The following is a 22,219-nucleotide window of genomic DNA, read 5'->3' on the forward strand; positions in this document are numbered from 1 at the left end:
CACGGAGATCCAATTTGAGAAATCATACACCCGCCCTTGGGTCTTTGGCGAGGAAGAGGCTGGCGGGAAGACCGGCCTCGAGACCGTCCACTCTTCATCGCTGGTCCAGCCAGCGGGTCACGGTTAGGCACTCAAGATAGAAGTTGAATGCCGTTGTATGCTGTAATTGTAATCAGCTCACGGGACGCCCAAAAAAGCGAGTGCGGATCACCAGAGTCGCGGATTCAGACTGCGGATATCCGTAAGTACCTTGATCATAGGACCTAGGAACCCCTCCGTGAGGACCTCCGGCTGATTTACGCGCGGTGCCGTTGAACGATAATCGTCACCCGACAGCTCCCGCGCCAGGAGGTTCTACCAGGCGTCGCCGTAATTCGCGGCCGGGTTCGGCGCGGCTGATGCTTTTCGTCAGTTTCGGTCCCTCTTGAAACGTGTTCGGACGCCGGACGGGGAACCAGATGCTTGATCGAACTGCCACCCTGAAGCCATTCGCAGGCGCGGTGCCGGAGCTGAACGGCTGCGGCCGCGATCTGCGCATTGATGCCTGCCGCGGCATCGCGCTCTGGTGGATCTTTCTTGACCATGTCCCCAACAACATCGGGAGTTGGCTGACGCTGCGCAACTACGGCTTCAGCGATGCGGCGGAAGTATTCATGTTTCTTTCGGGTTTGACCTGCGCGCTGTCCTACGGCAAGGCACGGCAGAGCGGGGGCTGGACCGGCGTGATCGGCCGGACGCTGTGGCGAAGCTGGGATATTTATGTCGCATTTCTACTGCTTACCCTCGCCTGCGCCATCGTGGTTCACCTCGCAGGCGGCGGCCCTCTTGCCGACAAGAGCAATACGCGCATTCTGTTGGATCAGCCGGGCGTGACGCTCGCGCACGCGGCGATCCTGCAATACCGCCCGGTGAATACCGACATCTTGCCGCTCTTCGTGCTTTATCACCTTTTGTTTGCGCCGCTGCTGTGGCTGCTGCTGCGAGCGCCGAACGCAACGCTGGGCGCGTCGCTGCTGCTTTACGCACTGGTGCACGTCTTCGGCTGGACCATCCCGGCATGGCCGAACGGCCACTGGTTCTTCAATCCGCTGGCCTGGCAGCTGCCGCTTGTGCTTGGCGCGTGGTGGATCATCGAGGGCAAGAGAGTTCGACCGTGGGTGACCTCACGCACCGTGCTTGTTCCTGCGGTTCTTTATCTGCTGATCAGCCTCATCATCGCATTGAGCTGGAGCGTCAAACCGCTGGAAGCGTTGGTCCCTCGGGCACTCCTGACGCTGTTTTACCCGATGGACAAATCGAATCTCGCTCCATTGCGACTGCTGCATTTTCTGGCCCTTGCAGTTTTGGCCGTATGGCTCATGCCTCGCGATTGGCGAGGGCTGACGACGCCGGTGATGCGTGGCGCCATTCTCTGTGGCCGGAATTCGCTGCCAATCTACTGCCTTGGCGTTCTGCTGACGCTGGCCAGCCACCTGGCGCTGCTCGACATCTCGGAGGGGCTGACGATGCAGATCGCGCTCAGTGTTGGCGGCGTCCTGGTGATGATCGTGGTGGCGGCGCTGCTGCATTTGGTCATGATCAAACCCAGGCAGCAGCTGCATGCGAAGGCCGTCGAGCAGCCAACCAGGTCTGAGCTGGTCATCAATCCCATGACAGCCAGGGCACTCGGCGTTGACATTCCGCCCGCGGTACTCGCCTGTGCCGACAAGGTTGATCGACTAAAGATGCTGTTTGCTCCGGTGCGCGAGTCCGGCTGCCGCGCGGATCCAGTGCCAGCAATCGCGCACGCCTTCGGGCCACCAGCGAAAAGTGCGGGTCAGGATGTGGATTAGATCACAAGGACCGACAAGGGACTGTGGAGCCTGCCCCTTGATCGTCCGGCCATCGTACAGGAGCCAAGGCCATGATTTCTCAACCAAGGACCCACAAGAGAGCGATGTTGATCGCGGCGTACGTGACGTTGGCCTGCGTAGCGGCATTTCTGTCGGTCAACCTGACATCACCCACCAGCGCCGCGCTCGGCGCGGACTGGCAGTGCAGCCGGTTTGCCCTCGTATTTACGACCTGCACCCCGGTGGGTTCACACGAGACCCTTTCCACTGGCATGCGCAGGCTGACCTAGGGTTAAGACCCAATTATCCATGTTGAGATTCAACGGGTTGGTCAACCGAATCGGGGGCCAACAGATGCGGGCGAACTTGTTTTGGTTTAGCGACGGGCAGTACGCGGGGAATTTGGCAGAGTATCTTCGAGGCGGCGGGCCGAACCTGCTGAACCGCCGGAACGAATGGCTCTCGACGGCACGCATGTCAAAGCGCATCGCTGCGCTGGCGGCGGAAAAGGGGGGCGTCGGAACAGGCGATTGGCATCACCAGGGGCGGGCGCAACAGCAAGATTCACGGCCTTGTCGATAAGCTGTGCCGCCCGTGGGTCTTGATCCTCACGCCTGGCAATACCGCCGACTGCACAGTCGGGCCGGCATGTGTCAGTCTGCTCGACGGCATCGCCGAGTTGCTCGGTGACAAGGCTTATGACAGCAACTCGTTCCGCAAGTCTCCGCGCAAGGACGACATCAAACCGGTGATCCCAGGCCGGTCAAATCGGAAGAAACGCATACGTCACGACAAGCAAGCCTATAAGGATCGCAACGTCATCGAGCGCTGCTACTGCAGGCTCAAGGACTTCAGGCGCATCGCAACGCGCTACGACAAACTCGCTCGGAACTACTTCTCAGCCCTGTGCCTCGTTGCCGCCGTGGCATTCTGGCTTTAGTCGTGCGCGGTTTCCGCTTTTGGGATAACGTGGCGAGCGTGTCGGCACCCGGATGACGATGGGAAACCATGACGGGGAGCTTGGAATGAGCTCGCAGCGAGTGTCGGGAACCGCCGTGCAACGAACCATTGCCGTCCTGGGCTCGGCGGTTTTCTTCGTGGTCGCCCCATGTACGCTGGCGGGGCTCGTTCCATGGTCGATCACGGGTTGGCAATTCCGGCCGCCGTTCCTTGGTCTGGAGCTGACGCGCGGCATCGGCGCGATAATGATTCTCGCAGGCGTACCTGGGCTCGTTGACGCATTTGCGCGTTTCGCGCTGCAAGGGCTCGGCACCCCCGCGCCCATCGCGCCGACCCGGAATCTCGTGGTGACCGGTCTCTACCGCTATGTGCGTAATCCAATATACGTCGCGGTCGTTGCCATCATCCTGGGTCAAGCGGTGCTGATGGGCGATTGGCGCCTCATCGTCTACGGTGCGCTGCTCTGGCTCTTCTTCCACGTCTTCGTCGTGGCGTACGAAGAACCCACGCTCGAGCGGACGTTTGGGAGTGAGTACGAGGCGTTCCGCGCCGCCGTCCCGCGCTGGATACCGCGGATGACCCCATGGCGGTTGAAATGATCGGTGGCCCGCGGCTGTGCGAGCCGCTGCTCGCGACCGGTCTCGGACGCTTCACCGGCGCCGCGAGCAGGCACGCTGTCTGGCGCTCGATTGGAATGTCGCCTCTGTCGCTTCATGGCCTTAACGAACGTTGTCCCAATCGCTGGGGACAGACGGCAGCTCCTGAACGCGCTAGTCTGGCGGGACACAGCAGGGAGACCGCCTTGAGCACCGCGCCGCGCATCGACATCGACCCGGCCGCGTTCTGGGCCGACCCCTATCCGATGCTCGCGAACATGCGCAAGGGGGCGCCGATCGCCTTCGTGCCGCAGCTCGGCTCGACGCTGCTGACGAGCCGCGACGACATCTCGATCTCCGAGAAGCAGATCGACGTGTTCTCCTCGCACCAGCCCGCCGGCCTGATGAACCGGCTGATGGGCCACAACATGATGCGCAAGGACGGCGAGGAGCACCAGGTCGAACGCCGGGCGATGTTTCCGACGGTGTCGCCGAAGACGGTGAAAGGCTACTGGACCGCGCTGTTCCAGGCCCATGCCGACCGCATCATCGATGCGATCGAGCCGGGGCGGATCGACTTCATGCGCGACTTCGCGCTGCCGTTCTCCGGCGAATGCCTGAAGTCGATCACCGGCCTCACCAATATCGGCTTTGCCGAGATGGACGCCTGGTCGCAAGGCATGATCGAGGGCATCGCCAACTATGTCGGCGATCCCGTCGTCGAGGCGCGCTGCCATGCCGCGACGTCGGGCATCGATGCGGCGATCGACGACATGCTGCCGGTCATGCGCAAAAATCCCGATCAAAGCATCCTCGGTGTGCTCCTCGCGTCGGGGATGCCGATGGAAAGCGTGCGCGCAAATGTAAAGCTCGCGATATCGGGCGGCCAGAACGAGCCGCGCAAGGCGATCGCCGGCACGGTGTGGGCGCTGCTGACCCATCCCGAGCAGCTCGACCTCGTCCGGCGTGGTGAAGTCACCTGGCTCCAGGCCTTCGAGGAATATGCCCGCTGGATCTCGCCGATCGGCATGTCGCCGCGGCGCATCGCAAAGCCGTGGACGATCCGCGACGTCGCGTTCGAGCTCGATGAGCGCGTGTTCCTGATGTTCGGTTCCGCCAACCGCGACGAGAAGCATTTCGAGCGCGCCGACCAGTTCGACGTGCGGCGCGACACCAGCAAGAGCGTGGCGTTCGGCGCCGGCCCGCATTTCTGCGCCGGTGCCTGGGCCTCGCGCGCCATGATCGCCGACGTCGCGCTGCCGACATTGTTCGCGCGTGCCGGCCGGATCGAGATTGCCGATGACGAGCCGGTACGGATCGGCGGCTGGGCGTTCCGCGGCTTGCAAAATTTGCCGGCGAGATGGCTACACTAGGCCGGCTGGAAGGGAGCTTCGCGCCACAACAGCTCCCATTCGCCGATCATGCCATCATGCTCCTGTCTTGCCCGACGGGTCAAACGACTCGGCCTGCCGCGTAAGCTATTGATCCGACTATGGTCGGCTACTGTGCATGGGGTTGTTTTCAACGTTTTATGTTCCGGCCCTGCATCGTCGCACCAAATCCCCGCGGCTCTCACATTCGCGTGCGGAAAAATTCTCCCTGCATCATCGCGGCCGCTTGAAAGATTAATCATGCGCCCTGCCACGCGCGCAGTGCTCGCATCGCTATTTTTCCGCGTGTCTCGACACCTCCGGCAAGCCGCACCATCATTCCCTGGCGTGAATGAATGACGGCCGCATGCGGCCGGGAGTGTGGAATGCAGCGTCGGGACTTCCTGAAATTCTCCGTTGGAACGGCAGCTGCGGCTGCGTTCGCCTCGCGCGTCCGCGCGCAAGGCGCGGTGAAGGAAATTCGTATCGGCTATCAGAAGAACGGCGTGCTGGTCATCACGCGCCAGCAGGCCGCCCTGGAAAAACATTTCGCAGCCTTAGGCATCGAGGTGAAATGGGTTGAGTTCTCCTCCGGCCCGCCGATGATGGAGGCCATGAATGTCGGCAGCGTCGATTACGGCGCGGTCGGCGATTCCCCGCCGGTGTTCGCCCAAGCCGCGGGCGCCGCGATCGTCTATGCCGCCGGCCAGCCCATCACCAACGGCCAGGGCATTCTGGTGCCGAAGGATTCGCCGATCCGCGCCATCGCCGAGCTGAAGGGCAAGCGCGTCGGTTTCACCAAGGGCTCCAGCGCCCACAACATCGTGGTGCAGACGCTGGAGAAGGCGGGCCTCACCTATGCCGACATCACCCCGGTCTATCTGACGCCGCCTGACGCCGGCCCCGCCTTCGCCAACGGCAGCATCGAGGCCTGGGCGATCTGGGATCCGTACTTTGCGATCGGCGAGACGAGGCAGAACGGCCGCATCCTGATCAACGCGCGCGAGGTCACCAAGACCAATTCCTTCTACATCGCCAACCGCGACTTCGCGAAGAACCACGGCGCCATCCTGCAACAGATCGTCGACGTGACGACCGCGACGGCCAAATGGGCCGAGCAGCACCGCGACGAGGTCGCCAAATCGCTGGCGGCGGTGACAGGCATTCCCCTGGAGATCCAGACCATCGCGGCGAACCGCTCGGCCTTCGTGGTCGGTCCCGTCACCGACGACATCGTCGCGACCCAGCAGGGCGTCGCCGACCGCTTCCATAAGCTCGGCCTGATTCCCAAGCCGATCGTGATCCGCGACATCGTCTGGCGCAACCCGGCAGCCTGATCGTGCCGACCAATCTCCCCGTTTCAAAAGGTCTAGACATGAGGCGCATCGTTCAACGCGTGATCGCAGCCATCGTCATGTCGATCAGCATCGTCGCGGCCGCCGTCGGCACGACCTACGGCTAGTCATCGGAGCCCATCCATGAGCCAATCCAAAAGCAACATCCTCTGGTTCCTGCCGACCCACGGCGACGGCCGCTATTTGGGCACCGCGACCGGCGGCCGCGAGGTCAACTTCAACTATCTGCGCCAGATCGCGCAGGCGGCCGACCAGCTCGGCTATTTCGGCGTGCTGCTGCCGACGGGGCGGTCTTGCGAGGATTCCTGGATCGTCGCCTCCTCGGTCGCGCCGTTCACCGAGCGGCTGCGCTATCTCGTGGCTGTCCGGCCCGGCCTGCAATCGCCGAGCGTGGCCGCGCGCATGACCGCGACGCTCGATCGCGTCACCAACGGCAGGCTCCTGATCAACGTCGTCACCGGCGGCGATCCCGTTGAGAACAAGGGCGACGGCATCTTCCTTGGCCATGACGAGCGCTACGAGGTCACGCGCGAGTTCCTCAACGTCTATAGCGACCTGCTGGGCGGCAAGGCAGTCAATGTCGAGGGCAAGCACATCAGCATCGAGGATGGCAAGCTGCTGTTTCCCCCGGTGCAGTCGCCGCGGCCGCCGCTCTATTTCGGCGGCTCGTCGGACGCCGGTATCGAAGTTGCGGTCGATACCGTCGACAAATACCTCACCTGGGGTGAGCCGCCGGCCCAGGTTGCCGAGAAGATCGCGAAGGTGAGGGAGGTCGCGAGCGCGCGGGGCCGAAAGCTGTCCTTCGGCATTCGCCTGCACGTGATCGTCCGTGAGACCAATGAAGAGGCCTGGAGTGCGGCCAACGAGCTGATCAAGCATGTCAGCGACGATACCATCGCGCGGGCGCAGAAGAACTTTGCCCGGATGGACTCCGTCGGCCAGCAGCGCATGGCGCAGCTCCATGGCGGCAAGCGCGACAAGCTCGAGATTAGCCCGAACCTGTGGGCCGGCGTCGGCCTGGTGCGCGGCGGCGCCGGCACGGCGCTGGTCGGCGACGCCCAGACCGTCGCGGCGCGCATCAAGGAGTATCAGGATATCGGCATCGATACCTTCATCATGTCGGGCTATCCGCATCTGGAGGAAGCCTATCGCTTTGCCGAGCTGGTGTTCCCGCTGCTCTCGCTCGATCACGGCAGCAACGTGACGCGGCTGCACCACAACAGCGGTCCGTTCGGCGAGACCGTCGGCAACGACTTCCGTCCCTCCAAGCTGGCATCGCAATCATGAGCCTCATCGACAGTATTTCTCTTCCGCGCCGGGTCCGCCTGCCGCGTGCGGGCGGCCTGGTGCAGTGGATCGTGCCGCTCGCCATCGTCGCGATCTGGCAGCTTGCCTGCGTCACCGGCTTCGTGCCGACACGCGTGCTGCCGGCGCCGAGCGACGTCGCGCTCGCCGGCTGGAAGCTGCTGCTCTCCGGCGAGCTCGCGCGCAACATCTGGGTCTCGTTCTGGCGCGCCTCGATCGGCTTCCTGATCGGCGGCAGCATCGGCTTTGCCTTCGGGCTTGCCAACGGCCTGTCGCAGCTCTCGGCAAAGCTCACCGACACCACGCTCCAGATGGTCCGCAACGTGCCGCACCTGGCGCTGATCCCGCTGGTCATCCTGTGGTTCGGCATCGACGAGAGCGCAAAGCTGTTCCTGGTGGCGCTCGGGGTGTTCTTTCCGATCTACCTCAACACGCTGCACGGCATCCGCACCGTCGATCCCCAACTGATCGAGATGGGCCGTATCTACGGCATGAGCGATGGCGAATTGTTCCGCCGCGTGATCTTTCCGGGCGCGCTGCCCTCGATCTTCGTCGGCATCCGCTTCGCGCTCGGCATCATGTGGCTGACCCTGATCGTGGCCGAGACCATCGCGGCGTCCTCAGGCCTCGGCTACATGGCGATGCAGGCGCGCGAGTTCATGCTGATCGACGTCGTCGTTCTCTCGATCCTGATCTACGCCCTGCTCGGCAAGCTCGCCGACAGCGCCTCCCGCGTGCTGGAGCGGGCGACGCTCTCCTGGCACCCCGCCTTCCAGAAACGTTGAGCAGAAATACTGGGAATCACATGCAGACAGCCCTTCGGACCTCCCTTCCCGAAACCGAGTTCGCCAGCCGCGCCAATTTCGCGCCTCACGCCCGCGTGGTGCGCGAGGAGCGGGTGGTGCAGGCCAGCGGCCTGCCGCTCAGCATCCGGGGGCTGCGAAAGTCCTTCGGCGACAACGAGGTGCTGCGCGGCATCGACCTGCACATCCCGGCCGGCCAGTTCGTCGCCATCGTCGGAAAGAGCGGCTGCGGCAAGAGCACGCTGCTGCGCCTGATCGCCGGCCTGGACAAGATCGATGCCGGCAGCATCAGCTTTGGCAGCGACGTCCAGCCCGAGGATATCCGCGTGATGTTCCAGGAGCCGCGGCTATTACCCTGGGCCCGCGTGCTCTCCAATGTCGAGGTCGGTCTTGGCCGCGATCGTTCATCCGCCGATGCGCATGCCCGCGCCGAGAAGGCGCTGACCGAGGTTGGCCTCGCCGACAAGCGCGACCAGTGGCCCTCGGTGCTGTCGGGCGGCCAGAAGCAGCGCGTCGCGCTCGGCCGCGCGCTGGTCTCCCGCCCGCGCGTGCTGGCCTTCGACGAGCCGCTCGGTGCGCTGGATGCGCTGACCCGCATCTCGATGCAGCGGCTTCTGGAGCGGGTCTGGCGCGACCAGGGCTTTACCGCGATCCTGGTGACCCACGACGTGTCCGAGGCGGTCGCGCTGGCGGACCGGGTGCTGGTGATCGAGGAGGGCCGGATCGCCCATGACGTCGTGGTTAACGCAGCCCGGCCGCGGGAGCGCGGCTCGGCCGAGCTTGCGGGCCTCGAAGGCTCGATCCTGAGCCACCTTTTGTCGGCGGACGATCGTACCTAAATAGAGGGAACCCCGCTTCGGGGACCACGCCATGAATGTAGTGCCTCGCGATCTCATGACTGAAATCCCCGTCTCGCCCGCCGATTTCCGCGGCGCCATGCGCCACCTCACCGGCGGCGTCAGCGTCATCACCGCAGGGCGGGGCAAGGACATCAGCGGCATGACGGTGACCTCGGTCACCTCGCTGTCGGTCGAGCCGCCGACGCTGCTGGTCAGCATCAACCGCGATGCCTCGTCCTTCCCGCTGATCCGGCGTCACGGCGCCTTTGGCGTGAACATCCTCAACGCCGACCAGCTCGACGTCGCCGAACGCTTCGCCGGCAAGGGCGGGCTCAAGGGCGCAGACCGCTTCGCCGGCGCCCGGTGGGTGACGGCGGTCTCGGGAGTCCCGCTGCTGGTCGGCGCATTGTCGGCCTTCGATTGCGAGGTCGAGGAGATCGTCGAGCGGCACTCGCACGGTATCGTCATCGGCCGTGTCAGGGACGTCAGGAGTTCGACGCGGACCGCGGCGCTTGCCTATTGGCACGGCCAGTACGTGGCGGTCGACCAGGATGAAGACGCGGCAAGGCTCGCCGAGGTCAGCCTTCCCGCGCGCACCCGGCGCGGCGTTTGATCGCCGCAAAGAGGCAGCACGCAGGCTGGCCTTTTCCCTGTCATCGCTCTAGAAGCGCCCTGAGCCTCCCGTCCGGGACGGCAACGGAGCGGAACGATGAAACGCGTCGCGACCTGGGCCTTCTACGCCATCGGCGCGCTGGCGATCGCTTATCTCGCGCTCTACGCCTATGCCATGTTCAGCGGCCAGCCGATCGTTCCCGGCGACCCCATCCACATTTTCCGCAAGCCCGACGCACCGAGTTATTCGTGACGCCCGAGATCTCGTAGGGTGGGCAAAGGCGCACTTGCGCCGTGCCCACCATCTTCGCTGCGAACGAAATGGTGGGCACGCTTCGCTTTGCCCGCCCTACAGAAGTTACGAATTCACCCTCTCAGAATCGCCAGCGCCAGCGCCTGTGCGCGCGGCACGATGCTGTCGATCTCGAGATATTCCTCCGGCGTGTGCGCGAGCCCGCCGACCGGGCCGAGGCCGCAGATGGTCGGCGTGCCGACCGCGGCGGTGAAACCGGAATCGGCGCAGCCGCCGGAGAACTCGCCCTGCAGCGTGGTGAGGCCGACCTGCCTTGCCGCCGCTTGATAACCCTCGAACAGCGTCTTCGAGGCCTCGCTCTGCACCACCGGCACGAACTCGCCCTTGATCGTCAGCGTTGCGCTCGTGCCCGGCACATAGGAGGTCGCGACGATTGTCTCGATCGCGGCCATCACCGTGGCGCGGTCTGCGGGATCGACATAGCGCAGATCGATCTGGCCCTCGGCATAGGGCGCCGTCGTATTGACGGACTGGCCGCCGGAGACGAGGCCGACATTGAGCGTGATGCCCTTGTCGAGATTGGTCAACGCGTGGACCTGGATGATCTTGTGCGCGAGCTCGCCGATCGCGCTGACGCCGGCGGCGAAATTGGCGCCGGAATGCGCGGCTTTGCCGGTGATGGCCAGATGCATGAAGATGCCGCCCTTGCGGCCGGTGACGACGTTGCCTGTGGGGCGGCCCGGCTCGGAGTTGAACACGGCACGCGCGGCGCGACCTTCGCGCTCGATCACGGGTCGCGACGAGGGCGATCCGATCTCCTCGTCGGAGGTGATCAGCACCTTGATCGGGTGCGGGCTGCCGCCGAACTTGTGGAAGGCGGTCGCCACGAAGATGTTCATTACGACGCCGGATTTCATGTCGGCGACGCCGGGGCCATAGGCGCGGTTGTCGCGGATCGTGAAGGGACGCCGTCCGGCCTCGCCCTTGCCGAACACGGTGTCGCGATGGCCCATCAACAGCACCGGCTTCTCGTTGCTGCCGGGCTTTGCCACCTCGGCATGAATCGCATCGCCGAAGGTGGAGTTGCTCTCGCGCCGGAACGGGATGCCGTGCTCGGCGAAGTGCCGCTCGAACCGCGCCCCGACCGCATCGACGCCCTCCTTGTCATAAGACCCGGAATCGATGTTCACGACGTCGCGCAACAGATCGATCATCGCCTGCCGCTGCGACGCCAGCCAGTCCGTGATTTGAGCTTCAGACATGTTTACCCTCGTGTGGTTCTCACGCGGGGTTATACGGCCTTGCGCAGGCGCGACCTAGTCGGAGAACGCGGTGCGGCCATGCCGCCGTCTGCGGGTTTGGACGCACACTGTCTCCTCATCGTCGTCCTGACGAAAGCCAGGACCCATACCGCGGAATCTACCGATGGAGGGCGGTAGGAGTACCGGACGACGAATCTTCGTCAAACTCCTCCCTGGGGTAATGGGTCCTGGCCTTCGCCAGGACGACACTGCGGATGTGGGCACCAGCCTTAACGCTTCGGCTCCGCCATCGCTTCCACACCGCGAAGCTGGGTCGCGACGGTCAGTGCGCCGATCTTCCGACCCATGTCCTTGCCGACCTCGGTCGAGAACCGGTAGTGAAAGCCGGCCCAGATGCGGGCGTTGGAGACTTCGTCGCTGTAGTCCTGGAGCCGCGACCATTTGCGCGTGACACCTGGTGCCGTGGAGCTGGTCAGCGAGAACTCGCCGAAATCTCCAACGACGCTCTGGAGCACGGTCGAAATCGCCGCCGACGTGATGCAGTGAGCACAGGGATATTCCGGATGCATCGGCGTTTCGCCGAGTGGCAGCCAGGACGGGTCGCGTGGCGTCGCCGGATTCGACGTCAGGTCGGCGTTGCGTATGGCGGTGATCGGTCGCCAGAGATTGTAATGGTATTTTGCATCGAACACCGCAACGAGGGCGTCGTTGCCGGCAATTGACGTCAGCGCGAACAGCCGGGCGCAGTCGATGAGATCCATGCCCTTGGCCATTGCAGCTTGCCTCACGATCGGATTGTAGGTGCGGGCACCGACAAAGAACCAGAATCGGCCGATCGTCGTTTGCTCCGGCGTCCGGGTTGTACTGCTTCGGCTGCCGACCTCGCGGATTTCGTTGACATCCCGGGTCCACACCTCTGAACCAAGCGCCGGCGGCGGGCCGGGGCGAAACTGCGATCCGGAAACCATGACCCAGGGCGTCGTCGCGCCCGTGGTTGAGAACAGCGGAACGGTGGTCGGAACGTACGCGCCCGGTGTCGTCAGGGGGCGGTAGGTCTCCGGAGCGGCGCTGCCATCGTTCGCACGAAGCTCGATGATCTGCATTGCGGCCTCTTTCCCGAGGCTGATGCCGGCGATCTTGGACTCGCCGTCGGCAATCGGCGCCAGAGAATTCGTCAGCGTCGCATCCAGGTCCGGCTTGAGGTCCGGATAGACCGACAGCAGCACGTCGTGGGCGGCAACTGCCGCCGCAGCTTCCCGCGACGTCGAACGATCCGCGGGCAAGGAGAGCTTGTAGGGCGCGTACCGGCGGTCGATCGCGTTGACCGCCTCGAACATCGCGACGTGCATCATGGACAAGACGCGGCTGTGGGGCGCTGGAAGAATTTGCTTCTCGGCAGCGATCGCGTCGGCCTTTGCATTCCAGTCCATGATCACGTCGGCGCGTGCCAGCGACGCCGAGGCCGCGATCAGCGCTACAATCAGCGATAAGCGGGAGATGGTCCACGAGGAGCATTTCATGGCGTGCCCTTTCGATCTGAAGGACGTTTCGCGAGGCGGCTCTGGCCGACGTCGCGTCGCGCTGCCCGCGGACTCTAGCGATCTTGATGTGGCTTGATTGTGAACTGCTTCACTTGCCGCACGCGGTTCAACCGAGAAGCAGATTTTTCTCGGCCGGCAGAACAGTGGTGTCCCGAATGGGTAGGCTTGGCTTACCGTTCGCGCCGCATTGTGCAGTCGGCTATAGTCGGCGCAAGCTGCCAGTTGGACGTGCCGAAGTCCGTAGCTCAATTTTCAAGGCAGCTCGCATGCCGTCGGCAGGCCGTGCCTTGCTCTCGTTTCAGAGCGTCTTTTCTAGGACGACATTGTCACCGGTGTAACCTCGACGGAGAGAAACATGCCGTTGTTCATCTCGTACGTCTCATACTCAAATGCCGGTATCAAGGGAATGGTCGACAAGCCGGCCGATCGCACATCGGCCATCGGCGCGCTGGTCGAGAAGGCCGGTGGGAAGCTTCAGGGAGCTTTCATGACCACTGGTCAACACGATGCAGTGCTCGTCACGGAGTTTCCTGACGGCTCCGATGCCATTGCGATTGGAATGGTGGCCGCTGCGGCTGGCGCCGTCTCCAAGATCGAAACCGTACGCGCTTGGAAGATGAGCGAGTTCAAGAGCATCGCGGAGAAGGCTTCCAAACTCGTGAGCACCTACGTTCCGCCGGGCAAGTAGACTCGCGCGGGCGCGCTAGATCTCCCAACGTCGTCCCAGCCTAGTGCGCAATTCGCACTAGGCCGGGACGACACCTATTGTGTGGTGACTGGTTGCGTTCTCCTCAAAAAGAAAATGCCCGGGCCGAGCCCGGGCATTCGCATCCTCTCTATATTCGCAGAAGCCTTACGCCCCCACCATCGGCATCCGCGGGTACTCACCCGGCGTCCCGGCTGGCGTAATCGGGATGCCGCCGTCGGCGTATTCGTTGAGCTTGTTGCGCAGCGTCCGGATCGAAATCCCCAGGATGTTGGCGGCGTGGGTGCGGTTGCCGAGGCAGTGCTTCAGCGTCTCCAGGATCAGGTCGCGTTCGACATCGGCCACGGTGCGGCCGACGAGCGCGCGCGTCACCTGCTCGGCGGCCATCGTGGCATGCGCCACGGCCGGTACCGTCTTGGCGAGGTCGAGGCGGTCGCCGTCCGGGGTGAGGATCGCGTCGGGTCCGATCTCGTCGCCCTGCGCCATCAGCACGGAGCGGTGCATGGTGTTTTCGAGCTCGCGGACGTTGCCCTGCCAGCGGTTGGTCGAGAGCACGCGGCGCGCTTCCGCCGAGATCGGGCGCATCGGCACGCCGTTGGCTTCGGCGTACTTCTTCACGAAGTGCTGGGCGAGCTCGAGGATGTCGAGGGGACGCTCGCGCAGCGGCGGGATCTTCAGGTTGACCACGTTGAGGCGGAACAGCAGGTCCTCGCGGAACGTGCCTTCGCGTACGGCCTCGGCCAAATTGCGGTTCGAGGTCGCGATGATGCGGATGTCCACCGGCACCGGCTTGGTGCCGCCGACGCGGTCGATCACGCGCTCCTGGATGGCGCGCAGCAGCTTCGATTGCAGGCGGACGTCCATCTCCGAGATTTCGTCGAGCAGCAGCGTGCCGCCGGTCGCTTCCTCGAACTTGCCGATGCGGCGGGCGATCGCGCCGGTGAAGGCGCCCTTCTCGTGGCCGAACAGCTCGGACTCCAAGAGATGCTCGGGGATCGCGGCGCAGTTGATCGAGATGAACGGGCGCTTGGCGCGCGACGAGCGGGTGTGGACGTAGCGGGCCAGCACTTCCTTGCCGGTGCCGGATTCGCCGGTGATCATCACCGAGGCATCCGAGCCTGCGATCTGCTGCGCGAGCTTGATCACCTTGGCCATCGCCTCGTCGCGATAGACCAGCTCGCGGGAATCGTTGGCGACGGCGGCCAGCACCGCCGCGATCAGCTCCGGATCCGGCGGCAGCGGGATGTATTCCTTGGCGCCGGCGCGGATCGCGGCGACCGCGGCGCGGGCGTCGTTGGTGATGCCGCAGGCGACGATCGGGGCGTGGATGTGCTCGGCCTCCAGCCGCATCACGAGGTCGCGGATGTCAAGGGCGACGTCGACCAGCAGGAGGTCGGCGCCCTTGCCGCCGCGCAGCACGCGCATCGCCTGCTCGTGATCCTCGGCGTGGGTCACGGTGGCGCCGTTCTCCATCGCGATCTTGGTGGCGGTGGTGAGCTGGCCCTTCAATGTGCCAACGATGAGAAGCCGCATGTCAGTCTCCTGTCCGTCTGGTCGCGCTGCCGCGCGTCATTCCCTGCGTTCGCGCAATAATTACGTGCGTTCGGTCTTGATGATTTCGGTCATGGTCACGCCGAGCTTGTCCTCGACCAGGACGACCTCGCCGCGGGCGACCAGCTTGTTGTTGACGTAGATGTCGATGGCCTCGCCGACGCGCCGGTCGAGCTCGAGCACGGTGCCGGGCCCGAGCTTCAGGAGCTCGCCAACGTCCATCTTGGAGCGGCCGAGCACGGCCGAGACCTGCACCGGCACGTCGAACACGGCCTCGAGGTCGGCGGCGGCGCGCGCCGCATATTCGTCCTCGCTGTAGCCGACATCGGTGCCGGTTGGCGGCATCGGGCCGTTGAGATCGGGCAGCGGGACCTGTCCGTCGGTGTCGCTCATGGCTTAGCTCCCCCTGCGGGACGCGATATAGCGTCCGACCATTTCGTCGATCTTGGCCGCGATGGCGCCGCGCTCCAGCACGACGCCGCCATCGGCCCATTCGATCCGGCAGTCGCCGGTCGCAATCTCCGGCTCGGCCAGGATCACCAGCCGGCCCTCGAAGCCGCTCTGCTTGGCGAGCCGCTCGATCTTCTCGCGGGCGCTGTCGTAGAGCGCGTCGTTGATGCGGACGACGAGATGCGGCGTCGCGACCAGATGCGAGAAGCAGTCCTTGACCAGCGCCACGATCTCGCCGAGCGGCTCGGCGGCGACCAGGTCGGCGCACAGCTTGCGCGCCACCGCGACCGCGACCTCGACCGCCTCGGTCTCCATCTTGATCTCGATGTTGCCCATGCCCGAGGCGACGCCCCGGATCGCGATGTTGATCTCTTCCATGGCGAGCGCGACGCGGCGGTCGCTCTCGGCCTTGGCCTCGCGCTGGCCGGCGGCAAAGCCGTCCTGATAGGCGCGCGCCTCCGCTTCCGCGACCTTCTGGGCGATCTCGGCCGCGGTCGCGGCCTTCTCGCGCGTCCGGTCCGGCGCGGCGAAGTCGGTGTCGAACAGGAATTTTGCCGGAGCGGCCATCAATACACCAGTTCGTCGTCGGCGCGATTCTTGGTCAGCATGATCTCGCCCTTGGCGGCGAGATCCTTGGCGAGGTTGACCAGCAGCGCCTGCGCCTCGTCGACGTCGCGCAGACGGACCGGGCCCATCGCCGCCATGTCGTCCTGGAGCATCTTGGCCGCGCGCGAGGACATGTTGCCGAAGAAGAAGTTGCGGACGTCCTCGTTGGCGCTCTTGAGCGCGACGCCGAGCTTGTCCTTGTCGACGTTGCGCATCAGGGTCTGGGCCGAGCCGGAATCCAGCTTCACGAGGTCGTCGAAGGTGAACATCAGAGCCTTGATGCGCTCGGCCGATTCCCGGTTGTCCTCTTCCAGCGAGGTGATGAATCGGGTTTCGGTCTGGCGGTCGAAATTGTTGAAGATTTCGGCCATCACCTCGTGGGCGTCGCGGCGGCGGGTCTGCGACAGGTTGGACATGAATTCGGTGCGCAGCGTCTTCTCCACGCTCTCGATCACCTCCTTCTGCACCGCTTCCATCTTCAGCATGCGGTTGACGACGTCGAGCGCGAGGTCCTCGGGGAAGATGCCGAGCACGCGCGCGGCGTGCTCCGGCTTCAGCTTCGACAGCACCACCGCGATGGTCTGCGGATATTCGTTCTTGAGATAGTTGGCGAGAACCTCTTCCTGCACGTTGGAAAGCTTCTCCCACATGTTGCGCCCGGCGGGGCCGCGGATCTCGTCCATGATGCCGTTGACGCGCTCCGGCGGCAGGTATTGCTGGAGCAGCCGTTCGGTGGCGTCGAAATTGCCCATCAGCGCGCCCGAGGCCGACATGCGCGAGACGAACTCGAGCAGCATGTCCTCGACCGTGTCGACCTCGACGGTGCCGAGCGTCGACATTTCCAGCGAAAGCTGGCGCACCTCGTCGTCGTCGAGCATCGACCAGATCTTGCCGCCGTATTGCTCGCCCAGCGCCAGCATCAGGATCGCGGCGCGCTTGGGTCCCGCCACCGCCTCGGTCTTGGCGCCCGCACGGCTGCCCTGGCGGGCGCCGAGCGTCGAGATCACGCTGGTGATGTCGTTGGAGTTGGCGTTTTGCAGGTTGGCGGCCATGTCAGTTCACTTCTCGATCATTTCGCGGGTTCGGTCAGCCATTGGCGAATGATGGCGACGGTTTCGTTGGGGTTGCGTTCGGCGAGCTCGCCGACACGATGAACTGACTGGGCATGGACCTGGCCCTGGATGGTTGCGACGTCGATCGCGCTGGCGGCGCCGCCGGGCAGCAGCGCCTGGCCGGCGGCCGGCGCGGCCTCGTCCGAGGCGGCCGGGCCGGAGAGCACGCCACTGATGGCGGCGGCGACCTCGTCGGAAGCCAGGATGCGCTTGACCAGCGGGCGGATCACCATGAACAGCACGACCAGGCCGAGCAGCATCATCACGCCGAGCTCGACGAAGTACATGACGTCGTCCTTGGTGAACTGGAGCATGCCGAGGAAGCCCGAGGGCTCGGCGATCGGGGCGGTGGAGGGGGCATCGGCAAAGCGCAGATTGACGACCTCGACCTGGTCGCCGCGCTTCTGGTCGAAGCCGATGGCCGAGCGCACCAGGGTCGCGATGCGGTCGAGCTGCTCCTTGGTGCGGTCCTGATAGGCCAGCTCGCCCTTGTCGTTCTTGCTGTAGATGCCGTCGACCAGCACCGCGACGGAGATGCGGTTGACCCGGCCGGCTTCGGTCACCTCGGTCTTGGTGGTGCGGGAGATCTCGTAATTGTTGGTCTCCTCGGTCTTCTTGCTCTGGTCCTTGGCCGCGACGCCGTTGTTCTGCTGGTTGCCCGGCAGCTCGTTGTTGACGGTGACCTGGCCGTTGTTGTCGGCGGTCATGCTGCTTTCTTCGCGGGTCTGGGTAGAGCGCAGCACGCGGCCCTCGGGGTCGAACTTGTCCGAGGTCTGGGTGATCTTGTTGAAGTCGAAATCGGCGGAGAGCTGGACGCGGGCGCGGCCCGATCCGACCACCGAAGAGACGATGTCCTCTACCTGCTTGCGCATCCGCTTCTCGAAGGTGGTGCGGCGCTCGTCGCCGAGCGCCTGCTCCGGATCGGTCGCGGCGCCGTCGGCGAGCAGCTGGCCGGCTTCGTCGACGATCGAGACCCGCTGCGGCTTCAGTCCGTTGACGGCGGAGGCGACGAGATGGCGGATGGCCCTGATCTGCTGCGCCTCGAGCGCGCCGCGGACCCGCACCACGATCGAGGCGGACGGCTCCGGCGCCTCGCGCGAGAACAGCGGGCGCTCGGGCAGCACCAGATGGACGCGGGCGGCCTGGATGCGGTCGATGGCACGGATGGTGCGGGCGAGCTCGCCTTCCAGCGCGCGCAGATGATTGATGTTCTGGACGAAAGAGGTGGTGCCGAGCGCGTCCGACTTGTCGAACACCTCGTAGCCGACGCCGCCGCCCTTGGGCAGGCCGCCCTCGGCGAGCTTCATCCGCAGCCGCGTCACCTTGTCCTTGGGCACCATGATGATGGTGCCCTCATTGCGCAGCTCGAACTGGATGGCCTGGCGTTCCAGGTCCTTGATAATGCTGGAAGAATCTTCCACCGAGAGGTCGGTGAACAGCGTCGTCATCTGCGGCGTGGTGACCCGCATGATGACGAACGCGAAGAAGCCGACGAGCGCGGCGGTGACCGCGATCATCGCCCCGAAGCGGGCGGCGCCGATACCTTTTAAAAAGTCCGCAAGACCTTGCAAGCAACCGCCCCGAAGCTTCGATCCGCATTCCAGAGCGGTCGACTGGGCAATTATTGCCTAGGTGATGGTTTCGATATGGTTAACGAAGGTTAAGAGCTGGGACAAAAGTCGTGTCATGAAAAAAATCGGCCTCGCAGGGCGAGGCCGATTTTCGTCAAAAGCCGCAGATTTCCGGATCGCTTACTGGCGATATTGCTGGATGCGGGTGGTGCGAAGACCCGCCAGACCGTGCTGGTCGATGGAAAACTGCCAAGAGAGGAATTCGTCGACCGTCAGCGTATAACGGCTGCAGGCCTCCTCAAGGGAGAGAAGTCCGCCACGGACGGCGGCGACGACTTCAGCCTTGCGGCGGATGACCCAGCGTTTGGTGCCGGGTGCTGGCAGATCTGCGATCGTCAGCGGACTGCCGTCCGGCCCGATGACGTATTTTACCCTCGGGCGATGGGGTTCTGTCATGGCGTACTCACAAACTCTCAACCACTGAACTCACGCCGTAACCCTACGCGCGGCGGCTTAAAAATCCGCTAAGCCTAAGGCTTCAATACAATTCTCGTTGAAACTTGCGGGAACACGGCCGGCCCGGAGGGCTGGAGACGTAATCTCGGCCGGCCGGGCGGGTAGAAGGTAAATACTTTACTAACAAACCGGGGCCGAGCGCGACGCTGCAAAGCTCTCAACCGTCGTCCCGGGGCGCGCGGAGCGCGAGCCCGGGACCCATAACCCCAGGGAGCAGTTTGACGACGACTCGGGGTTACGGTCTCGCGCGAAAACGACGTTCTGTGGTTATGGATCCCCGCCTTCGCGGGGATGACATCTCGTGTGTGGCGGCCGCGCAGGCCTTTAATTGCTGCTCGTCGCGATGATGCTCTTCACCTGGCTCAGGGTGTAGCTGGCGCCGTCGATGGTGAGCAGCGGCGGCGACTGGGTCAGGTCGACCGACGACACCACGCCCTGCACCTGCGCGGCGATGCCGACATTGTTGTTCGCGACGTCCTTGCCCGTGGCCGAGATCGTGTACTTGCCGTCGGGCCATTGCGTGCCGTCATTGCCCTGGCCGTTCCAGGTAAAGGGAATGTCGGTGCCGGCGGCGGCGGTGTATTTGCCGGTGAACACGGTCTGGCCGCTGGAATTGGCAACGGTGATGTCGACGGTCGAGTCGCTGGGCACGTTGAGATGCCAGGTCGCCGACGAGTTCTTCATGGTCGCGGTCGAGCCGTCGACCAGCGCGGTCTTGCCGACGAAGCCCAGTGCCTGGGTCGCCTGCGTGGTCTGTTGCAGCGTGACGAGCTGGGACAGCGCATCGTTGGTCTTGAGCTGCTGCTCGACGCCGGCGAACTGCACCAGCTGCTGGGTGAACTGGTTGGTGTCGAGCGGATCGAGCGGGTTCTGGTTCTGCAGCTGCGTCGTCAGCAGCGTCAGGAAGGTCTGGAAGTTGCCGGCGAGCGTCGATCCCGTGCTCGAGCTCAGCGAGTTCGACGAGGACGATTTCGGGACGTCGGTCGTGCCGGAGACGACGGAAGGGGCGGTGGCGGCATTCGTGGTGGTCATTTGCGAATACTCCTCACACTCTGATGTCGACGCCGCTGCTCGATCCGAGCATGCGGCCGTAGCCGCGTCCCACGGGCGCTGCGGGAACGGTGTCGTCCTCGCTGATGATCAGCCGGCGGGCATTGCCGCCATTGTCGTTGTTCTGGCCGGAGTTCTGGCCCGACGAATTCTGGTCGCGCAGGCTGAACGAGAGTCCGTTGCTGCCGGTCTTGAAGCCGGCATCGTCGAGCGCGCGCTGCAATTGCGGCGCGTCCTGCCGCAGCATCTGCAGCGTCTCCGGCTTCTCGACGGTGAGATGCGAGGTGACCTGGCCGTTGCGGTCGACATTGATGCGGACGTCGATGCGGCCGAGATCGACCGGATCGAGGCTGATGTCGAAGCGCGTCTTGCCGGCGCGCGCGGCGGCCGCGATCTCGATCGGCACGGCGTTGATCGGCACGGCGGTCGAAGTTGCCGCCGTCGCGGTGAGCGTTGCGGTGGATGCCGTCGCGGCCGACGTCGTCGTGGTCAGGGGCGCCTGCACGGCGGAGGCCGCCTGCGCGCTGGTGTCGGTCGCGGCTACATTGGCCGGCGCATTCGCATGGGCGTGCGTGGCCGCTGCGCCAGGCGTTGCATCGGCGGCGCGGTCGGCGGGAGCAGCCTTCGCGTCGGTCGCGCCGGCATCGTCTTGCGGCTTGGCCGCTTGCGGATGCGCGGCGGCGCCCGTCGCGGTCGCCGGCGTTTGCGCGGTCGCGGCATTCGCCTTGCCCGCGTCCTGGCCGATATTGGAGACGTCGCTCGCGCCTGGCGCGGTGGCGGCGGCCTTGAACGAGGTCTTCGGCGTGCCCTGGTCAACGGCGGCGGCGATCAGTCCGCCATTGGTCTTGGCGTCGGTCGCGGTGCCGTCGGTGGTGCCGGTCGCGGCGTCCGCGAGCGTCGCCGAGGTCTCGGCATCGACCTTGGCGCCCGCGGCCTTGGCGCTCTTGTCGCCCGCCGTCGCGGTATCGGTCTTGGCGCCGGCGATCTGCGCCGCGGTGGAGGCGCTGGCGGCGAGGCCGGCGGCGGCGATCGTCAGCGGCGAGGCGGCGGCATCGCCGGCCTGGTTCGCCGCAGCGTTCGGATCGAGAGGCACGACCGGCGCGGCCACCACGATCGCGTTCGGATCGGGCACGGCGGCCTGGGTCGCGTCCACTTGCGCGGCCGCGGCGGCATCGATTGCGACGGCGGCGGCGAGCCCGTCGGTGCCGTCGGACTTGTCGCCCTTGGTCGCGTCGGACTTGTCCGCCGATTTGGCGTCGGACGCCTCCGGCTTGTCCTTGGTCTTGTCCTTGCTCTTGGCCGACGCCGTGTCCGTGGCTTTGGCCGGATCGTCCGTCGTCTCGCTCCCGGCGGGCGCGGAATTGTCGGTGTCGTCGCTCGCCTTGCTCTGCGAGGACTGGTCGGTCGAGGAGGTGTCGCGCGGGCTCTTGTCTGCGGCGGATGACGCCGAATCGGTCCGCCGCGGCGCGCTGTCCTGCGCCTGCGAGGCCGCGTTGTTGCTGATCGCCTGGGTATTACTGTCGACCAGCGAGCCGAAGGCGTCGTTCGTCGACGTGTCCTTCGGCCCTTGCGAGCGCGCAGTCTTTTGCTGCGCGCTAGGAACCGGCACGCTGGCAGCTACATCTGACGTCCGACCGACCACAGGCGACCTCGTGAAAACATCTTCGGCACAGGGGTAGCAAGGAGCGGGCCAGCGCTGAGCGTGGAAAATTTAGAAGTAAAATCAATATCTTGATGCGTCGAGCTTGCCGCCGCAGGGCCCTCCGCGACCCCGCCATTTCTGCCGCCCCGGCAAGAATTGCCCTAAGCCGGCCTCCCCTGTGATTGCTTCACCGGAATGCCCCCTATATTAAAGAGATCGCTCTCAGCCGCTTTCGACCGGGCCAGTCGCGCCCTGCGGGAACCGAAGTTCCCCGGGACCACCGATGT

22 protein-coding genes are annotated in these 22,219 nt (G+C 64.9%); 12 read left to right on the plus strand and 10 right to left on the minus strand.

The genetic code is table 11. From position 1 onward, the window contains the following. The first annotated feature begins 458 nt into the window (after positions 1-458). From opgC to AAFG50_RS09080, 11 genes are all read left to right on the plus strand, one after another. Entirely contained in the window at positions 459-1,832 is a 1,374-nt protein-coding gene (opgC, locus tag AAFG50_RS09030; RefSeq protein WP_039186962.1) for an OpgC domain-containing protein, read from the plus strand. Positions 1,833-2,322: 490 nt separating this feature from the next. Further along, on the plus strand, positions 2,323-2,772 hold the full coding sequence (locus AAFG50_RS09035; protein ID WP_049832453.1) for an IS5 family transposase: 450 nt from the start codon (positions 2,323-2,325) through the stop codon (positions 2,770-2,772). An 85-nt stretch (positions 2,773-2,857) separates the two neighbouring features. Beyond that, positions 2,858-3,391, plus strand: a complete 534-nt coding sequence (locus AAFG50_RS09040) for an isoprenylcysteine carboxylmethyltransferase family protein (RefSeq protein ID WP_197535734.1) — start codon at positions 2,858-2,860, stop codon at positions 3,389-3,391. 203 nt (positions 3,392-3,594) lie between these two features. Next, complete coding sequence (locus tag AAFG50_RS09045; RefSeq protein ID WP_028173111.1) at positions 3,595-4,761, plus strand: cytochrome P450; 1,167 nt, start codon at positions 3,595-3,597, stop codon at positions 4,759-4,761. 383 nt (positions 4,762-5,144) lie between these two features. Next, positions 5,145-6,095 carry a sulfonate ABC transporter substrate-binding protein gene (locus AAFG50_RS09050; protein ID WP_028173112.1) on the plus strand — a complete coding sequence of 317 codons (951 nt, stop codon included), beginning with the start codon at positions 5,145-5,147 and terminating at the stop codon, positions 6,093-6,095. 2 nt (positions 6,096-6,097) lie between these two features. Further along, positions 6,098-6,220: a hypothetical protein gene (locus AAFG50_RS09055; RefSeq protein ID WP_257787562.1), complete on the plus strand. Its 123-nt coding sequence runs from the start codon at positions 6,098-6,100 to the stop codon at positions 6,218-6,220. Between the two features lie 16 nt (positions 6,221-6,236). Beyond that, positions 6,237-7,400 carry an FMNH2-dependent alkanesulfonate monooxygenase gene (ssuD, locus tag AAFG50_RS09060; protein WP_028173113.1) on the plus strand — a complete coding sequence of 388 codons (1,164 nt, stop codon included), beginning with the start codon at positions 6,237-6,239 and terminating at the stop codon, positions 7,398-7,400. Next, positions 7,397-8,203 carry an aliphatic sulfonate ABC transporter permease SsuC gene (gene ssuC / locus AAFG50_RS09065; RefSeq protein WP_028173114.1) on the plus strand — a complete coding sequence of 269 codons (807 nt, stop codon included), beginning with the start codon at positions 7,397-7,399 and terminating at the stop codon, positions 8,201-8,203. The genes ssuD and ssuC overlap by 4 nt, the downstream gene beginning before the upstream one ends. Before the next feature lie 20 nt (positions 8,204-8,223). Further along, positions 8,224-9,060 (plus strand): ATP-binding cassette domain-containing protein, encoded by an 837-nt coding sequence (locus AAFG50_RS09070; RefSeq protein ID WP_028173115.1) that lies wholly within the window; start codon positions 8,224-8,226, stop codon positions 9,058-9,060. Between the two features lie 31 nt (positions 9,061-9,091). Continuing rightward, the gene (locus AAFG50_RS09075) at positions 9,092-9,673 is read left to right on the plus strand and encodes a flavin reductase family protein (RefSeq protein ID WP_011089744.1); all 582 of its coding nucleotides are present in this window, start codon (positions 9,092-9,094) and stop codon (positions 9,671-9,673) included. 96 nt (positions 9,674-9,769) lie between these two features. Continuing rightward, on the plus strand, positions 9,770-9,925 hold the full coding sequence (locus AAFG50_RS09080; protein WP_008131268.1) for a hypothetical protein: 156 nt from the start codon (positions 9,770-9,772) through the stop codon (positions 9,923-9,925). A gap of 113 nt (positions 9,926-10,038) precedes the next feature. Here the strand turns inward: AAFG50_RS09080 and AAFG50_RS09085 are convergent, their stop codons facing one another. Both AAFG50_RS09085 and AAFG50_RS09090 read right to left on the minus strand, forming a co-directional pair. Then, the gene (locus AAFG50_RS09085; RefSeq protein WP_028173116.1) at positions 10,039-11,187 is read right to left on the minus strand and encodes a M20 family metallopeptidase; all 1,149 of its coding nucleotides are present in this window, start codon (positions 11,185-11,187) and stop codon (positions 10,039-10,041) included. A gap of 269 nt (positions 11,188-11,456) precedes the next feature. Next, a complete protein-coding gene (locus AAFG50_RS09090) occupies positions 11,457-12,977 on the minus strand; it encodes a vanadium-dependent haloperoxidase (protein WP_231166639.1) in 1,521 nt (506 codons plus the stop codon). A 106-nt stretch (positions 12,978-13,083) separates the two neighbouring features. On the opposite strand from AAFG50_RS09090, the gene AAFG50_RS09095 reads away from it, so the two are divergent. After that, positions 13,084-13,416, plus strand: coding sequence for a GYD domain-containing protein (locus AAFG50_RS09095; RefSeq protein ID WP_028173118.1), 333 nt, complete (start codon positions 13,084-13,086; stop codon positions 13,414-13,416). Between the two features lie 165 nt (positions 13,417-13,581). Here the strand turns inward: AAFG50_RS09095 and AAFG50_RS09100 are convergent, their stop codons facing one another. The 8 genes from AAFG50_RS09100 to AAFG50_RS09135 form a co-directional block, all read right to left on the minus strand. Continuing rightward, a complete protein-coding gene (locus AAFG50_RS09100) occupies positions 13,582-14,967 on the minus strand; it encodes a sigma-54 dependent transcriptional regulator (protein ID WP_028173119.1) in 1,386 nt (461 codons plus the stop codon). 60 nt (positions 14,968-15,027) lie between these two features. Beyond that, positions 15,028-15,378, minus strand: coding sequence for a flagellar motor switch protein FliN (fliN, locus tag AAFG50_RS09105; RefSeq protein ID WP_028173120.1), 351 nt, complete (start codon positions 15,376-15,378; stop codon positions 15,028-15,030). Positions 15,379-15,381: 3 nt separating this feature from the next. Then, positions 15,382-16,002: a FliH/SctL family protein gene (locus AAFG50_RS09110; protein WP_011089738.1), complete on the minus strand. Its 621-nt coding sequence runs from the start codon at positions 16,000-16,002 to the stop codon at positions 15,382-15,384. Continuing rightward, positions 16,002-17,093, minus strand: a complete 1,092-nt coding sequence (gene fliG / locus AAFG50_RS09115; protein WP_011089737.1) for a flagellar motor switch protein FliG — start codon at positions 17,091-17,093, stop codon at positions 16,002-16,004. Before fliG ends, AAFG50_RS09110 begins: the two co-directional genes overlap by 1 nt. A 17-nt stretch (positions 17,094-17,110) precedes the next feature. Further along, positions 17,111-18,724 carry a flagellar basal-body MS-ring/collar protein FliF gene (gene fliF, locus AAFG50_RS09120; RefSeq protein ID WP_011089736.1) on the minus strand — a complete coding sequence of 538 codons (1,614 nt, stop codon included), beginning with the start codon at positions 18,722-18,724 and terminating at the stop codon, positions 17,111-17,113. Positions 18,725-18,904: 180 nt separating this feature from the next. Continuing rightward, positions 18,905-19,180 (minus strand): DUF1153 domain-containing protein, encoded by a 276-nt coding sequence (locus AAFG50_RS09125; RefSeq protein ID WP_002714638.1) that lies wholly within the window; start codon positions 19,178-19,180, stop codon positions 18,905-18,907. Positions 19,181-19,564: 384 nt separating this feature from the next. Further along, complete coding sequence (locus AAFG50_RS09130) at positions 19,565-20,272, minus strand: flagellar hook capping FlgD N-terminal domain-containing protein (RefSeq protein WP_011089735.1); 708 nt, start codon at positions 20,270-20,272, stop codon at positions 19,565-19,567. Between the two features lie 13 nt (positions 20,273-20,285). Further along, positions 20,286-21,932 carry a flagellar hook-length control protein FliK gene (locus AAFG50_RS09135; RefSeq protein WP_028173121.1) on the minus strand — a complete coding sequence of 549 codons (1,647 nt, stop codon included), beginning with the start codon at positions 21,930-21,932 and terminating at the stop codon, positions 20,286-20,288. Positions 21,933-22,219 lie beyond the last annotated feature (287 nt).

It is taken from the genome of Bradyrhizobium sp. B039 (assembly GCF_038965675.1).
Lineage (GTDB): Bacteria > Pseudomonadota > Alphaproteobacteria > Rhizobiales > Xanthobacteraceae > Bradyrhizobium > Bradyrhizobium diazoefficiens.

What these genes read in the sequence shown, in the direction of transcription:
- ssuC (WP_028173114.1), top strand. Translation starts at nt 7,397, where the DNA reads ATGAGCCTCATCGACAGTATTTCTCTTCCGCGCCGGGTCCGCCTGCCG.
- AAFG50_RS09075 (WP_011089744.1), top strand. Translation starts at nt 9,092, where the DNA reads ATGAATGTAGTGCCTCGCGATCTCATGACTGAAATCCCCGTCTCGCCC.
- fliN (WP_028173120.1), bottom strand. Translation starts at nt 15,378, where the DNA reads ATGAGCGACACCGACGGACAGGTCCCGCTGCCCGATCTCAACGGCCCG.
- AAFG50_RS09040 (WP_197535734.1), top strand. Translation starts at nt 2,858, where the DNA reads ATGAGCTCGCAGCGAGTGTCGGGAACCGCCGTGCAACGAACCATTGCC.
- AAFG50_RS09080 (WP_008131268.1), top strand. Translation starts at nt 9,770, where the DNA reads ATGAAACGCGTCGCGACCTGGGCCTTCTACGCCATCGGCGCGCTGGCG.
- AAFG50_RS09070 (WP_028173115.1), top strand. Translation starts at nt 8,224, where the DNA reads ATGCAGACAGCCCTTCGGACCTCCCTTCCCGAAACCGAGTTCGCCAGC.
- AAFG50_RS09050 (WP_028173112.1), top strand. Translation starts at nt 5,145, where the DNA reads ATGCAGCGTCGGGACTTCCTGAAATTCTCCGTTGGAACGGCAGCTGCG.
- AAFG50_RS09100 (WP_028173119.1), bottom strand. Translation starts at nt 14,967, where the DNA reads ATGCGGCTTCTCATCGTTGGCACATTGAAGGGCCAGCTCACCACCGCC.
- AAFG50_RS09085 (WP_028173116.1), bottom strand. Translation starts at nt 11,187, where the DNA reads ATGTCTGAAGCTCAAATCACGGACTGGCTGGCGTCGCAGCGGCAGGCG.
- opgC (WP_039186962.1), top strand. Translation starts at nt 459, where the DNA reads ATGCTTGATCGAACTGCCACCCTGAAGCCATTCGCAGGCGCGGTGCCG.
- ssuD (WP_028173113.1), top strand. Translation starts at nt 6,237, where the DNA reads ATGAGCCAATCCAAAAGCAACATCCTCTGGTTCCTGCCGACCCACGGC.
- AAFG50_RS09125 (WP_002714638.1), bottom strand. Translation starts at nt 19,180, where the DNA reads ATGACAGAACCCCATCGCCCGAGGGTAAAATACGTCATCGGGCCGGAC.
- AAFG50_RS09110 (WP_011089738.1), bottom strand. Translation starts at nt 16,002, where the DNA reads ATGGCCGCTCCGGCAAAATTCCTGTTCGACACCGACTTCGCCGCGCCG.
- AAFG50_RS09130 (WP_011089735.1), bottom strand. Translation starts at nt 20,272, where the DNA reads ATGACCACCACGAATGCCGCCACCGCCCCTTCCGTCGTCTCCGGCACG.
- fliG (WP_011089737.1), bottom strand. Translation starts at nt 17,093, where the DNA reads ATGGCCGCCAACCTGCAAAACGCCAACTCCAACGACATCACCAGCGTG.
- AAFG50_RS09095 (WP_028173118.1), top strand. Translation starts at nt 13,084, where the DNA reads ATGCCGTTGTTCATCTCGTACGTCTCATACTCAAATGCCGGTATCAAG.